Source organism: Jiangella endophytica (assembly GCF_003427025.1).
GTDB classification, from domain to species: Bacteria; Actinomycetota; Actinomycetes; order Jiangellales; family Jiangellaceae; genus Jiangella; species Jiangella endophytica.
Genome location: NZ_QVAI01000002.1, coordinates 60,290 through 74,467, shown reverse-complemented (window position 1 = coordinate 74,467; position 14,178 = coordinate 60,290). Strand labels below are relative to the sequence as shown.

The window sequence follows — 14,178 nt, the reverse complement described above, 5'->3', positions numbered from 1 at the left end:
GGGCATGCGGCCAAGGTGGGCGAGGGTCGCGGCCTGTGTGGCCGTCGTGGTGTTCCTCGCGACGGGTTGCGGCGACGACCCGATGGCGATCCCGCGGGCGGAGAGCGCCGATCTGGTCCCGCTGGAGTCGGCCTCGCCGCCACCCGCCGAGACCCCGACCCCCACGGTCACTCCCACCCCGACGCCGACGCCGACTCCGTCACCCACGCCCACGCAGACCCCGTCGCCGACGCAGACCCCCGAGGAGCCCGAGCCGGAGCCCGAGCCCGAGGAGACCGACGAGCCCGAGCCCGAGGAGCCGGCCGAGCCGGAGCCCACCAACGTCGGCACCCAGCCGCCGCCGGACGAGCCGGATCCCGAGGGCATGTCCGAGCGCGAGCAGGAGGTCGTCGAGCTCACCAACGAGGTCCGCGCGGACGAGGGCTGTGGCCCGCTCCGCGCCGACGACCGGCTGTACGAGGCGGCCGCCGAGCACAGCCAGGACATGGCCGAGCGCGACTACTTCGACCACGAGACGCCGGAGGGCGTCGGCCCTGGTGAGCGTGCCGAGCGGGCCGGTTACGACAGCTGGGGCGGCGAGAACATCGCCTGGGGCTACCAGTCGGCCGAGGACGTCGTCGAGGGCTGGATGGACAGCCCCGGCCACCGGGCGAACATCCTGAACTGCGACTTCGAGGCGATCGGCGTCGGCGCGGCGGACAGTTCGCGCGGCCCGTACTGGACCCAGACCTTCGGCTACGAATGACTTGACTTCGAGTGCGCTCGAAGTCCTACCGTCGAGGTGTGACGACGCTCGAACTGCGCGACACCCCGATCACCCCGCCCACCGAGACCATCTCAGAGGTGGCCGAGCGCACCGGCGTGACCGCCCACACGCTGCGCTACTACGAGCGCATCGGCCTGCTCGACGTCCCGCGCGACAGCGCCGGGCGACGGAACTACACCCCTGACGACGTCGACCGGGTGGTGTTCATCACCCGGCTGCGCCAGCTCGACATGCCGATCCGCGACATCCAGCGCTACTTCGAGCTGGTCGCGGCCGGCCCGGGCACCGAGCCCGACCGGCTGGCGCTGCTCGTGCGGCACCGCGAGGCCGTCCGGGTCCGCATGGAGGCACTGCGCACCGCGATCGACGTCGTCGACTTCAAGATCGCCAAGTACGGCGGGACGGCCGCTCCCTGACCTCCGGCGACGGCGCGCGCTGCAGCCGGCGCCACGCGAGCAGCCCGCACAGCGCGAAGCCGAGCGCGTTGGCGAGGCCGTGGGTCGCGGCCATCCAGGTCAGCGACAGGTGCGGGACCGCGTCCCAGACGTGGCCCGCCGCCCAGCTCAGCGCCAGCAGCATGGTCACCGCGAGGACGGCGGCGCTCACCCCGAACAGCGCCCGTGTGACCCGTCCGCGCGCCGACGGCGCCACGTCGCGCCAGACGGTCCAGCCGAGCAGCCACATGCCCGCGGTCAGCACGACGGCGCCGGCCAGTTCGACCTCGTCGCCGGTGAAGTAGCCGAGGAACACCAGCGCGATCCCCACCGGTACGGTCACGGCGGCGATCGACGACGACGGGGACGGCGCGCGGCTCGCCGTGAGCGCGGCGACCAGCGCCGCCGCGAACCCGGCGTAGTGGAAGTGCGCCACGGTCAGCAGCTGCGTCGTCATGCCGAAGCCGAACAGCTCCCAGCCGCCGCGCTCCGCGATGAGCGAGCTCGCCGCGACGGCCGGCGCGGCCATCGCGGTGAGCACGGCGATCTCGACCGGCGCCAGCGACCGCCGTCGCAGCAGCCGCAACAGCGCCAGCACCGCGAGCCAGGCCGCCACGGCGGCGTAGCAGCAGGCCAGCGCCACGGCGAACGCGGTGCCGCGGTCCAGCAGCAGCGACAATCCGCCGAGCAGACCGGCGGCGGGCCACACCTGCCCGACCGGCCCGAGCCGCTGCCGGTCGTCGTCGATCAATCGCAGCCCGAATGGCACCACGACGACCATCCCGAGCGCGAGGATCCAGCCGACCAGTACCGTCACGTCTGAGACTCTAGAGGCCGACCTGGAAGGGGATCGATGCCGGCCGACGCGGACATCCGGGCCAACCTCGCGGCGGTGCGCGCCCGTGTCGACGCCGCGTGTGCGGCGGCCGGCCGGGCACCGGACGAGGTCGAGGTGCTGCTGGCCACGAAGACCCAGCCGGCCGGCCGCATCGCGGTGGCGGTCGCGGCCGGCGCCCGGCTGATCGGCGAGAACCGCGTGCAGGAGCTGGCGGCCAAGGACGCGGAGCTGACGGCGACCGCCGCTCCGGCGTCCTTCGAGCGGCACTTCATCGGCCACCTCCAGTCGAACAAGGTCAACCAGGTGCTGCGCTACGTGGCGTGCGTGCAGTCGGTCGACAGCGTCGAGCTGGCCGAACGGCTGCAGCGCCGGCTGGAGGTGCTCGACCGCACGCTCGAGGTGTTGGTGCAGGTGAACACGTCCGGCGAGGCCAGCAAGTCCGGCGTCGCGCCGGACGAGGCGGTCGCCGTCGTCAAGGAGGTCGCCGCCCTCGACCGCCTGCGGGTCCGCGGTCTGATGACGGTCGGGCTGCAGTCGCCCGACGAGGCCGCGGTGCGCGCCTCCTACCGCGGCCTGCGCGTGCTCCGCGACCGCGCCGCCGACGTCATCGGGGCCGGCCTGCCGGTGCTCTCCATGGGGATGAGCGGTGATCTCGAGGCCGCCGTCGCCGAGGGCGCGACGCTGGTCCGGATCGGTTCCGCGGTGTTCGGCGCACGGCCCCGGCCGGCCTGATGCCGCAGCAGACGGCGGTGTTGATCATTGGCTGCCGGTATCGCCGTCCGGTTATCCTCTTCGCGTCTCGGGAACAACGTCGGATACCGTGCGTTGTCGCAGGGGAGTGTGCGTGAACCGAAGGGGTCGGTTCACCGTGCCCGGGGAGTGAGGAGCATTCATGGCCCGATCCACGAACGGCACGGCCCGCCGCCGTCTCGTCGTCGTGGAGTCGCCGGCGAAGGCCAAGACCATCGCCGGCTACCTCGGTGACGGTTACATGGTCGAGTCGTCGTTCGGCCACATCCGCGACCTCCCGTCGAAGAAGACGGAGGTCCCGGCGGCCGAGCGCGAGCGCTACGGCAATCCGGTCGGTGTCGACGTCGACGGCGGGTTCGAGCCGCTGTACATCGTGCCCGCGGGCCGGGCCAAGGACCAGGTCAAGAAGCTCAAGACCATGCTCAAGGAGGCCGACGAGCTCCTGCTCGCCACCGATGAGGACCGCGAGGGCGAGGCCATCGCGTGGCACCTGCGCGAGGAGCTGAAGCCGCGGGTCCCCGTGCGCCGCATGGTCTTCCACGAGATCACCCGCGACGCCATCCGGGCCGCCGTCGAGAACCCGCGCGACATCGACGAGGATCTCGTCGACGCCCAGGAGACGCGTCGCATCGTCGACCGCCTCTACGGCTACCAGGTCTCTCCGGTGCTGTGGCGCAAGGTCATGCAGGGCCTGTCGGCGGGACGGGTCCAGAGCGTGGCGACGCGCCTGGTCGTCGACCGCGAGCGCGAGCGCATGGCGTTCCGCTCCGCGGAGTACTGGGACCTCACCGCGACGCTCGACACCGGCACGTCCGACGAGCCGCACGCGTTCGAGGCGCGGCTGGCCATGGTCAACGGCACCAAGGTCGCCACCGGCCGCGACTTCGACGCCCGCGGCGAGGTGAAGAGCCGCGACGTCGTCGTACTCGACGAGCAGCGTGCCCGCGCCCTGGCCGCCGCGCTGGGCGACGTCGACTACACGGTCCGCTCGGTCGAGGCCAAGCCCTACACCCGCAAGCCGTACGCGCCGTTCCGCACCACCACCATGCAGCAGGAGGCCTCGCGCAAGCTGGGCTACGGCGCGGCCCGCACCATGCAGGTGGCGCAGCGGCTGTACGAGAACGGCTTCATCACCTATATGCGTACCGACTCCATCACGCTGTCGGACTCCGCGCTGAACGCGGCCCGGGCGCAGGTGGCGGAGCTCTACGGCACCGAGTACCTGCCCGACGCGCCGCGCAAGTACACCAGCAAGGTGAAGAACGCGCAGGAGGCGCACGAGGCCATCCGCCCGGCCGGCGACTCCTTCCGCACCCCGGCCGAGACCGGCCTGCGCGACGACGAGTACCGGCTCTACGAGCTGATCTGGATGCGTACCGTCGCCTCGCAGATGCGCGACGCCAAGGGCGAGACGGTCACCGTCCGGGTCGGCGCCACGGCCTCGACGGGCGAGCTGGCCGAGTTCACCTCGTCCGGCCGCACCATCACGTTCCACGGCTTCCTCAAGGCCTACGTCGAGGGCGCCGACGACCCCGAGGCCGAGCTCGACGACCGCGAGCGCCGGCTTCCGCAGCTCGCCGAGGGGCAGGGACTCACGGCGGCCGGCGTCGAGCCCGAGGGCCACAGCACCAAGCCGCCGGCCCGCTACACCGAAGCCACGCTGGTCAAAGAGCTGGAAGAGCGCGAGATCGGCCGCCCGTCCACGTACGCGTCGATCATCCGCACCATCCTCGACCGCGGCTACGTGTTCAAGCGCGGCACCGCGCTGGTGCCGGCCTGGCTGGCCTTCGCCGTCGTCCGGCTGCTGGAAGAGCACTTCACCCGGCTGGTCGACTACGAGTTCACCGCCAGGATGGAGGACGTCCTCGACGAGATCGCCGGCGGCCGCGCCGACCGCGCCGCGGAGCTGGCGCAGTTCTGGCACGGCGACGACAGCGTCGAGGGCCTGAAGAAGCTCGCCGACAACCTCGGCGAGATCGACGCCCGCGAGATCTCCTCGTTCCCCATCGGCGACGGCTTCACCGTGCGGGTCGGCCGCTACGGGCCGTACCTCGAGGACCCCGAGGGCAACCGCGGCAGCATCCCCGAGGACCTCCCGCCCGACGAGCTGACCGTCGACCTCGCCCGCGAGCTGGTCAGCCGCGGCAACGGCGACCGCGAGCTGGGCGAGAACCCGGCCACCGGGCGCACCGTCGTCGCCAAGTCCGGCCGCTATGGCCCGTACGTCACCGAGCTGCTGCCCGACGACGCGCCGAAGAACGAGCGTCCGCCCACGGCGTCGCTGTTCAGCACCATGTCGGTCGACACCGTCACGCTCGACGACGCGTTGCGGCTGCTCACGCTGCCGCGGGTGGTCGGCAAGGACGCCGAGGGCACCGAGATCGTCGCCAGCAACGGCCGCTACGGCCCGTACGTGAAGAAGGGCACCGACACCCGGTCGCTGCCCGACGAGCCGGCGCTGTTCACCGTCACCGTCGAGGAGGCCGAGAAGCTCTTCGCGCAGCCGAAGGGCCGCCGCGGCGCCCGGGCGGCCACCCCGCCGCTGCGCGAGCTGGGCACCGACCCGGTGTCGAACAAGCCGCTGGTGGTCAAGGACGGCCGGTTCGGCCCCTACATCACCGACGGCGAGGTCAACGTGACCGTGCCGCGCGACACCGACATCGAGCAGTTGACGCACGAGCGGGCGGTCGAGCTGATCGCCGAGAAGCGGGCCAAGGGCCCGGCGCCGCGGAAGCGCGCGGCCCGGGCGCGGTCGCGTTCCTGACGTTCGCGATCGACGTCCGCCCGCCGGCGTCGGCGGGCGGACGGGTCACTTCTTCGCCCGCAGGCCGAAGACCACCGCGAGCCCGGCCGCGCCGATGAAGATCCACGGCACGACGTCGGCGCCGTCAGCGCCGGATATCGCGAAGATGACGGCGAACAGCAGGAACATCCCGGCCAGTCCCTGGTAGAACCTGCTGTCGGGCTTCTGGCTCGCCATGGTCCCCTCTCGCGGGCCGGTGGACCGCCACCTTACCCGGCTCCCGCGCCGGAGTTGACGGATGAGGACGAGCGCCTTATATCTCGTATCCAATCTGTCGCGGCTGTCCTCGCCGCGGTCCGGCGGACGGAGTCGAGATGGCCGAGCGTGTCTGGGATGCCTTCCTCACCGAGCGCGATCGGGCGCACCTGGCCGCGTCGCCGCCGACGACGTCGTACGGCTTCGGCCGCAAGGCGGCCGTGCTCTCGGTCGACAACTACCGCAAGGCGGTCGGCGACCGGCCGGAGCCGCTGCTCGAGGCGGTCGGGACCTGGCCCGGCAGCACCGGCCTGGACGGCTGGGCGGCGCTCGAGCAGATCGAGCGGCTGCTGGCGACGGCGCGCGAGTGCGGCGTCGAGGTCATCCATCTGACGGCGCTCGGCGCGGAGGAGTCCGGCATCCCGGCCTGGGGTGCGCGGATCGGCGGGCGGCACGCGCCGCCGGTGCGCACGCCGGAGGAGGCCGACCGGCACCGCCGCCGGCTGGACATCGTCGAGCAGGCCGCGCCGCTGCCCGGCGAGGTGGTGCTGAAGAAGACGGCGCCGAGCGCGTTCTTCGGCACGCCGCTGGCCGCGTACCTCATCGGCCAGGGCATCGACACGATCATCGTCTGCGGTGAGAGCGTCAGCGGCTGCGTCCGCGCCACGGTCGTCGACGGCCGCAGTCACCGGCTCAACGTCATCGTGGTCGAGGAATGCGTCTACGACCGGCACGAGGCGTCGCGCGCGATCAACCTGTTCGACATAGACCAGAAGTACGCCGACGTGCTGTCGCTGACCGACGTGACCGCCTGGCTGAAGGCGCATGGCCAGGGTCAGATGGATACAGCATAAAGTAGCTAGTTACCGGCATCGGTCCGGCGGAGCCACCCACTGTCGCGCCGGCTCGCGTCTTGCCCGAACAGGCCACGGACTTTAGACTCTGTATCAATTATCCAAAATGGAGGTTCGATGCGGAGCGAAGACGTCGTCTTCTACAGCGAGGGCAGCCGGATCTCGGCGTCCTGGCGCACGCCGGATCGGTCCGACGGGCCGCTGCGGGCCATCGTGCAGGGCCCGGGCTGGCTCGGCCTGAAGGACGCCAAGCTGTACGTGCGGTACCACGAGGCGCTCACCGCCGCGGGGTTCGGCGTGCTGATCATCGACTACCGGGGCTTCGGTGACTCCGAGGGCGAGAAGAAGCTCTCCCCGGCCGTCCAGCTGCAGGACCTGCGCAACGCCGTGACCTACCTGACCACGCGCGTCGACGTCGACGCCGACCGCATCGGCGTGTTCGGCTCCGGCGGCACCGGTGGCGGCAACGCCGTCCTCCTGGCCGCGGTCGACGACCGCGTCCGGGCCGCCGTCAGCCAGCTCCCCGTCGCGAACGGGCGCGACTGGCTGCACCGCATGCGCTCGGAGTACGAGTGGCTGGACTTCCTGAAGGGCCTGGACGACGACCGTCGCGAGCGGGTCACCACCGGCAAGGGCCGGCTGGTCCACCCGCGTGAGGAGATCATGGTCCCGACGCCGGAGCGGCGGGCCACCACCGTCAAGGCCGACGTCGACAGCCGCATCCCGACCGCCATCTCGCTGGCCGCGGCCGACGAGATCCTCGAGTACGACCCGCTGGGCGCGGCCCGCACGCTGACCACGCCGCTGATGGTCATCGGCATCGAGGGCGACGCGACCACACCCACCGACCACGCCGTCGCGATCTACGAGGCCGCCAAGGGCCCGCGCAGCCTGGTCATGCAGCGCCACACTACGCACTACGCCGCCTACGACAAGTACTGGGAGAAGGTCACCCCGGCGATCGTGGGCTGGTTCGACACCTACCTGAGCAACGGCGACGTCGTCATCACCACCGAGGACGGCCCGGCCGAGTCGGTTACGTACCTGGAGGGGCAGTGACATGGCAGTGACGACCCGGATCAACGGAGGCGACGTCGTCACTCCGAGCGGCACCGTCCGCGCCGACGTCCTGATCGGCGACGACGGCACGATCGCCGGGCTGGTCTCGCCCGGTACCGCGATCGGCGACGACGCGACGGTCGTCGACGCCACCGGCCGCCTGGTGCTGCCCGGCATGGTCGACGTCCACGTGCACACCCGCGAGCCCGGGTACACGCACAAGGAGGACATCACCACCACGACCGAGCAGGCCGCGGTGGGCGGCGTCACCACGATCTTCGGCATGCCCAACCTCGACCCGCCGACCACGGACCGCAAGACCCTCGACGAGGTCCTGGCGCTGTACGCGGAGAAGTCGATCGTCGACTACAACCACAACCCGGCGCCGACGAACTTCGACGACATCGCGTCGATGGCCGAGGCCGGCATCAACGCCTACAAGATCTACATGGTCGTCGACACCGGCCGCACGTACCCGCACCCCGCGGGCACCGGCATGCACGACCACGGCCATCTGCTGCAGATGATGGACCTGATCAAGCCCACCGGGAAACGGTTCATCATCCACCCGCACGACCAGGCGCTGATGGACTACATCGAGGGCGAGGTGCTGGCCCGCGGCGACAACACCCCGCAGGGTTACGCCGGTGCCTACGCCGCCCGCGACGGCGTCATCTGGGACACCGCGATCGACGTCGTGCTGCGGCTGTCCGAGGCGTCGGGCTGCCCGATCCACATCGCCCACATGCAGACCCGCCGGTCCATCGACGCCGTTCGCCGGGCCAAGGCGCGCGGGGTCGACGTCACGGGCGAGGTCAACCACTGGGCGCTGTTCCTGTCGACGTGGCGCGACGTCGAGACCCTCGGCCCGTACGCGCTGTCGTACTGGGTGCCCGACGACCACCGCGCCGCCGTCTGGGAGGGCCTGCTGGACGGCACCATCGACCTGATCTCCTCCGACCACGCGCCGCACACGCGTGAGGAGAAGGAGGTCGGCTGGACGAAGATGTGGAGCGCCCACACCGGCACTCCGGGTATCCAGTACTACTACCCGCTGCTCCTCGACGCGGTCCGCCAGGGCACGCTCCCGCTGGAGCGTGCCGTCGAGGCCGCCGCCCGCCGGCCGGCCGACGCGTTCGGCCTCACCGGGGTGAAGGGCCGCATCGCCGTCGGCTACGACGCCGACCTCGTGATCGCGAACCTCGACAGCCCGTGGACCATCACGAACGACGACGTCCTCTCCCGGGTCGGGTGGACGCCGTACGACGGCCGGAGCATCGGCGTCCGGTTCGAACGCACCCTCGTCCGCGGTGCGGACGTCTTCGCCGACGGCGCCGTCGTCGGAAAGCCCGGCTACGGCCGGCTCGCCACCGCCCACCCGTGACGCCAACCCGCGAAGGACGATACGCATGAAATATGGACTCTTGCTGCCGCATTTCGGTGAGCAGGCCGACCGCGACAAGCTGCTGCGGGGCTCGCAGCGGGCCGAGGAGCTCGGCTTCGACTCCGTGTGGGTCCGCGACCACCTCGTGTTCGAGCCGCACGGCGAGATGGAGAAGCCGAACCGGACCTTCTACGACGCGCTGACCACACTCACCGCGATCGGCGCGGTCACCGAGCGGATCCAGCTGGGCACCGGCTCACTGATCCCGTTCCGGCACCCGCTGGTGACGGCGCTGATGGCCGGCACCATGTCGCACCTGCTGGGCGAGGACCGGCTCATCCTGGGCTTCGGCGCCGGCACGTTCGACCACGAGTTCGAGGCGATCGGCTGGGGCGACCGCGACCGCGTCGAACTGGTCCGCTCCAACGCCGAGATCCTCAAGCGGGTGTTCACCGAGAACGAGGTCACCTACAAGGACGACAACTTCTCCTTCGAGGACGTCAGCATCGAGCCGAAGCCGCTGGGCGGGCGCATCCCGTTCTGGTACTGCGGCGCGACGCCGCGCTCGGCCCGTCTCGCGGTGGAGTTCTGCGACGGCTGGATGCCCGGCCGCATCGCGATGGCCACGCTGAGGAAGCGGGTCGAGACCATCGAGGAGCTGTCGGCCGCGGCCGGCAAGCCGCGTCCCACGATCGCCGTCATCCCGCCGACGTCGATCGAGCGCACCCGCGAGGAGGCGCTCCGGCACGTCAACATCCCGGGCCTGCTGGCCTGGGCGAACAAGTCCAAGTGGGCGGTCAAGCCGCCGTCGGGCGCGTTCGAGACGGTCGAGGACCTCGAGGGCCAGCTCATCGCGGGCGACGTCGACGGCGCCGTCGAGGAATGCCGTAAGTTCGAGGCAGCCGGCGTCGAGCACCTGGTCTTCGACTTCCGCTTCAAGTTCGACAAGTGGTTCGACCAGATCGAGCTGCTCGGCAACGAGGTCCTGCCCAAGCTCAAGGGCTGACGAGAAGGGGGCCCGCATGCCTCGAAGTGAGTTCGGCCGCGAGCTGTCGGTGTCCGCGGCGCCGGCGCAGGCGTGGGCGACGCTGATCGACGTGCCCGTGCTGGTGTCGTGGATCAGCGTGCTCGAGCAGGCCGAGGAGCAGGAGCACCTGGCGCGGTACTCGGCGGTGCTGCTGGACCGCCTCGGCCCGTTCAAGCTGCGCGCCGACCTCGCCATCACGCTCAGCGACGTCCGCACCGAGGAGCACGTCACGGTGCACGCCGAGGGCGAGGACCGCCAGGTCGGCTCCCGGCTGGTCGTCGACGCGACGCTCGACCTCGCCCCGTCCGCTGACGGCGGCACCATGGTGCGCGTCGCCGGCGTCTACGAGGTGAGCGGCAAGGTCGCGGCCATGGGCGGCGGCACCATCAACAAGAAGGCCGAGAAGATCATCGGCGAGTTCTTCGCCAACGCGGAGAAGGTGCTGGGCGCCGCATGACGCTGCCGCCGTTCGCTCTGCGGCGTCCCGTCACGCTCGACGAGGCGCTGCGCGAGCTGACGGAGGACTCGGTGCCGTACTGCGGCGGCACCGAGCTCCTCCTCGCCATGCGGGCCGGCCTGCACCGGCCCGACGCGCTGGTCGACCTCAAGCGCATCCCGGAGCTGTCCGGGGTCCGGGTCGAGGACGGCGTGCTGGTCATCGGCGCGACCGAACGGCACGCCGACCTCGCCACGCATCCCGTCATCCAGGAACGGTTGCCGGTCTTCGCCCGCATGGAGCGTCACATCGGCAACGCCCGGGTGCGCAGCCAGGGCTCGATCGGCGGCAACCTCTGCTTCGCCGAGCCGAAGTCCGACGTCGCGACGGTGCTGATGGCGCTCGGTGCGTCGGTCACGCTGGCCGGACCCGAGGGCAGGCGCACGGCGAGCGTCGAGGAGTTCGTCGTCGGCCCCTACTACGCGGAGAAGGAGCCCGACGAGCTGCTCGTCGACGTCCGCATCCCGCTGCGCGACGGGTTGCGCGGCGCGTACGTGAAGTTCCAGACCATGGAGCGGCCGACGGTCGGGGTCGCGGTGCTGGCCGACGACGCCGCCGGCTGGTATCGGCTGGGCGTCGGCGCGGTCGGCGAGGTGCCGCTGGCGTGGTCGTTCGGGTCGCTCGGCGAGATCGACCCCGACGAGGTCGCCGCCTGGATCGACCCGACGCCGGACCTGTCCGGCTCCGAGGAGTACAAGCGGCACGTCACGGCCGTCTACGTGCGGCGTGCCCTGGCCAAGCTGGAACAGGTGAGCGCATGACCGAGCCCTCTGGTCCACCCCGCGTCCCGGTGACCGTCGACATCAACGGCGTCAGCGTCAGCAGGCAGGTGGAGCCGCGGTCGCTGCTGGTCGACTTCCTGCGCGAAGACCTCGGCCTCACCGGCACCAAGGTGAGCTGCGAGCTGCAGGTGTGCGGCGTGTGCACCGTGCTGGTCGACGGCCGCCCGGTCAGCTCGTGCACGTTCCTCACCGCCGACGCCGACGGTGCGGCCGTCACGACCGTCGAAGGGCTGTCCGACGGCCAGACCCTGCACCCGCTGCAGGAGTCGTTCGTCGACAACTTCGCCCTGCAGTGCGGGTTCTGCACGCCCGGCTTCCTGATGATGTCGAAGGCGCTGCTCGACGGCGACGAGGTCCCGGACCGCGCGGCGATCGTCGAGCACCTCGAGGGCAACATCTGCCGGTGCACCGGCTACGAGCCGATCGTCGAGGCCGTCGAGCACGTCGCCGAGCAGCTGCGGGGAGGCACGCATGGGTGAGAACGTCGTCGGCCGGTCGGTCCGCCGGCCCGACCTCATCGAGAAGGTCACCGGCGCGGCGGAGTACTGCGTCGACGTGACGATGCCCGGCATGGCGCACGCGAAGATCGTGCGGTCCGACCGCGCGCACGCGCGGATCACCGGCATCGACGTCGCCGCCGCACTGGAGAGTCCCGGCGTGGTGGCGGTCGTGACGGCCGACGACATCGCGGCGCTGTACGCGCGGTTCGGCCACATCATCTCCGACCACTGGATCCTGGCGACCGGCAAGGTGCGCTACTACGGTGAGCCGGTCGCCGTCGTCGTCGCCGAGACCGTCGCGGCCGCCGCCGACGCCGTCGAGCTGGTGCTGGTGTCCTACGAGGACCTGCCGGCGGTGATGGACGTCGACGCCGCACTGGCCGGCGGCGCGCCGCTGGTGCACGAGCAGTCCTACGACGCGACCGGCGACGAGTCGTTCCAGAACCTGTCACACCTCGAGGACGAGGCGGACGACACCGAAGCGGTGCTCTCGAACATCGCGCACGAGGTCAACGTCGGCTGGGGCGACGTCGACGCCGCGTTCGCCGAGGCCGCCGTCGTCGTCGAGAACACCGTGCACTTCCCGATGCTCTACGCCTACGCCATGGAGCCGTACAACGCCGTCGCGTCGTACCACGAGGGCGCGCTGACCGTCGTCTCCACGGCGCAGCACCCGTACATGGTCCGCGACGACCTCGCCCGGGTGTTCTCGCTGCCGCTGTCGCGGGTGCGCGTGACGTCGCCGTACCTCGGCGGCGGCTACGGCTCGAAGTCGTACACGAAGGTGGAGCCGCTGGCGTCGGTGGCGTCGTGGGTCACCGGCCGGCCGGTCAAGCTGACGCTGACGGTCGAGGAGGCCATCTACACGACCCGGGTCGACTCCGCGCGCATCTGGGTGAAGAGCGGGTTCGCCGCCGACGGCACCATCCTGGCGCGCGAGTTCGACATCGTCATGGACTCCGGCGCGTACGCCGACAACAGCCCGCTGGTCATGGCGAAGTCGGTGAACCGGTGCTTCGGGCCGTACCGGGTGCCGCACTTGCGCGCCCGCGGCCGCTCCATCTACACGAACACCTCGCCGGCGTCGTCGTACCGCGGGTTCGGTGCGCCGCAGGGCAACCTGGCCGGCGAGACCAACCTCGACCAGGCGGCCGAGCGCCTCGGCATCTCCGGCGCGGACATCCGCCGGCGCAACCTCGTGCGCAAGGGCGAGGAGATCCTGCCCGGCAAGCGCGGCATCGACGCCGACATCCCGGCCGACCTCGAGATGGTGGTCGAGTCGCTGGAGCGCGACCGCAAGGACGTTCCGTACTACGGCATCGGCTTCGGCTGCTCCGCGTCCGACGCCGGCGCCTACCCGATCTCGACCGCCCAGGTGCGCGTGCAGATCGACGGTTCGGTACTGGTGCTCAGCGGGTCGACGGAGATGGGCCAGGGCAGCCGGTCGCTGCTCGCGCAGGTCGCCGCCGAGGAATTGGGCGTCGACCTGTCCGTGGTCACGGTCGTCCAGTCCGACACCTCGGTGACGCCGTACGAGCGGACCACCGGTGCCAGCCGCACCACCACGCTGGTCGGCCTCGCGCTGCAGCGGGCCTGCGCCGACGCCCGGTCCCGGCTGCGCGACATGGCCGCCGAACTGTTCGAGTGCTCGCCCGGCGAGGTGCGCGACCTGCCCGGCGCCGTGGCCGGCCCCGATGGACGCGAGCTGGACTTCGGCGCCGTCGTGCGGCAGTGGTTCGGCGGCTCGGCCGGCGAGGTCACCGGCGTCGGGCTGCTCCGCCGCGACGGCGCGACGCAGAAGATGCCGCCGTTCTGGGAGGTCGGCATGGTCGGCGTCGCGGTGGAGATCGACCCCGAGACCGGCGTCGTCGCCGTCGACCAGCTGGTCACCGTCGCCGACGTCGGGTTCGCCATCAACCCGCGCGCCGTCGAGGGGCAGGATCTCGGCGCGGCCACGCAGGGCCTGGGCAGCGCGCTGCACGAAGAGCTCGTCTACGACGGCGCGCAGCTGGCCAACGCGAACGTCGTCGACTACCGCGTACCCCGCGTGAAGGACCTCCCACGCAAGATCGATCTGATGATTGCCGAGCGTAGGGACGGTGTGGGACCGTATGGCGCTAAAGGCGCGGGGGAAGGCACGCTCAATCCGATCGGGGGAGCGGTGGCGGCGGCCGTGGCACGGGCCGTCGGCAAGTGGCCCGACCGTCTCCCACTTACTCCTGAGCGCGTTTGGCGCCTGATGAGCAGCGATTGACTAATGTATCTTCAAGCAATAGCGGAGGCAGGGGAA

At 71.3% G+C, this 14,178-nt stretch carries 14 protein-coding genes; 12 read left to right on the top strand and 2 right to left on the bottom strand.

The features are described from left to right. The first annotated feature begins 4 nt into the window (after window positions 1–4). Both DZA62_RS04725 and DZA62_RS04720 read left to right on the top strand, forming a co-directional pair. Entirely contained in the window at window positions 5–745 is a 741-nt protein-coding gene (locus tag DZA62_RS04725; RefSeq protein WP_157987479.1) for a CAP domain-containing protein, read from the top strand. Between the two features lie 38 nt (window positions 746–783). Next, window positions 784–1,182, top strand: a complete 399-nt coding sequence (locus DZA62_RS04720; RefSeq protein WP_198663427.1) for a MerR family transcriptional regulator — start codon at window positions 784–786, stop codon at window positions 1,180–1,182. On the opposite strand, the gene DZA62_RS04715 is transcribed toward DZA62_RS04720, so the two are convergent. Next, the gene (locus tag DZA62_RS04715; protein ID WP_116947650.1) at window positions 1,145–2,017 is read right to left on the bottom strand and encodes a YndJ family transporter; all 873 of its coding nucleotides are present in this window, start codon (window positions 2,015–2,017) and stop codon (window positions 1,145–1,147) included. The genes DZA62_RS04720 and DZA62_RS04715 overlap by 38 nt on opposite strands. Before the next feature lie 36 nt (window positions 2,018–2,053). Here DZA62_RS04715 and DZA62_RS04710 point away from each other — a divergent pair, with 36 nt between their 5' ends. Both DZA62_RS04710 and topA read left to right on the top strand, forming a co-directional pair. Next, window positions 2,054–2,770: a YggS family pyridoxal phosphate-dependent enzyme gene (locus DZA62_RS04710; RefSeq protein WP_116947649.1), complete on the top strand. Its 717-nt coding sequence runs from the start codon at window positions 2,054–2,056 to the stop codon at window positions 2,768–2,770. 160 nt (window positions 2,771–2,930) lie between these two features. Next, window positions 2,931–5,552, top strand: coding sequence for a type I DNA topoisomerase (gene topA / locus DZA62_RS04705; RefSeq protein ID WP_116947648.1), 2,622 nt, complete (start codon window positions 2,931–2,933; stop codon window positions 5,550–5,552). A 45-nt stretch (window positions 5,553–5,597) separates the two neighbouring features. Here the strand turns inward: topA and DZA62_RS35515 are convergent, their stop codons facing one another. Then, window positions 5,598–5,768, bottom strand: a complete 171-nt coding sequence (locus DZA62_RS35515) for a hypothetical protein (protein WP_157987478.1) — start codon at window positions 5,766–5,768, stop codon at window positions 5,598–5,600. 137 nt (window positions 5,769–5,905) lie between these two features. Between DZA62_RS35515 and DZA62_RS04700 the strand changes: the two genes are divergently transcribed. From DZA62_RS04700 to DZA62_RS04665, 8 genes are all read left to right on the top strand, one after another. Then, window positions 5,906–6,640, top strand: coding sequence for an isochorismatase family protein (locus tag DZA62_RS04700; protein ID WP_116947647.1), 735 nt, complete (start codon window positions 5,906–5,908; stop codon window positions 6,638–6,640). A gap of 117 nt (window positions 6,641–6,757) precedes the next feature. Then, window positions 6,758–7,699 (top strand): alpha/beta hydrolase, encoded by a 942-nt coding sequence (locus tag DZA62_RS04695; protein ID WP_116947646.1) that lies wholly within the window; start codon window positions 6,758–6,760, stop codon window positions 7,697–7,699. Window position 7,700: 1 nt separating this feature from the next. Continuing rightward, window positions 7,701–9,083, top strand: a complete 1,383-nt coding sequence (locus DZA62_RS04690; RefSeq protein WP_116947645.1) for a dihydroorotase — start codon at window positions 7,701–7,703, stop codon at window positions 9,081–9,083. Between the two features lie 25 nt (window positions 9,084–9,108). Further along, complete coding sequence (locus tag DZA62_RS04685) at window positions 9,109–10,089, top strand: LLM class flavin-dependent oxidoreductase (protein ID WP_116947644.1); 981 nt, start codon at window positions 9,109–9,111, stop codon at window positions 10,087–10,089. Between the two features lie 16 nt (window positions 10,090–10,105). Then, on the top strand, window positions 10,106–10,567 hold the full coding sequence (locus DZA62_RS04680; RefSeq protein WP_116947643.1) for a CoxG family protein: 462 nt from the start codon (window positions 10,106–10,108) through the stop codon (window positions 10,565–10,567). Next, window positions 10,564–11,367 (top strand): FAD binding domain-containing protein, encoded by an 804-nt coding sequence (locus tag DZA62_RS04675; protein WP_116947642.1) that lies wholly within the window; start codon window positions 10,564–10,566, stop codon window positions 11,365–11,367. The genes DZA62_RS04680 and DZA62_RS04675 overlap by 4 nt, the downstream gene beginning before the upstream one ends. Continuing rightward, a complete protein-coding gene (locus DZA62_RS04670; RefSeq protein WP_116947641.1) occupies window positions 11,364–11,867 on the top strand; it encodes a (2Fe-2S)-binding protein in 504 nt (167 codons plus the stop codon). Before DZA62_RS04675 ends, DZA62_RS04670 begins: the two co-directional genes overlap by 4 nt. Continuing rightward, window positions 11,860–14,142 (top strand): xanthine dehydrogenase family protein molybdopterin-binding subunit, encoded by a 2,283-nt coding sequence (locus DZA62_RS04665; protein WP_116947640.1) that lies wholly within the window; start codon window positions 11,860–11,862, stop codon window positions 14,140–14,142. Before DZA62_RS04670 ends, DZA62_RS04665 begins: the two co-directional genes overlap by 8 nt. Window positions 14,143–14,178: the final 36 nt, after the last annotated feature.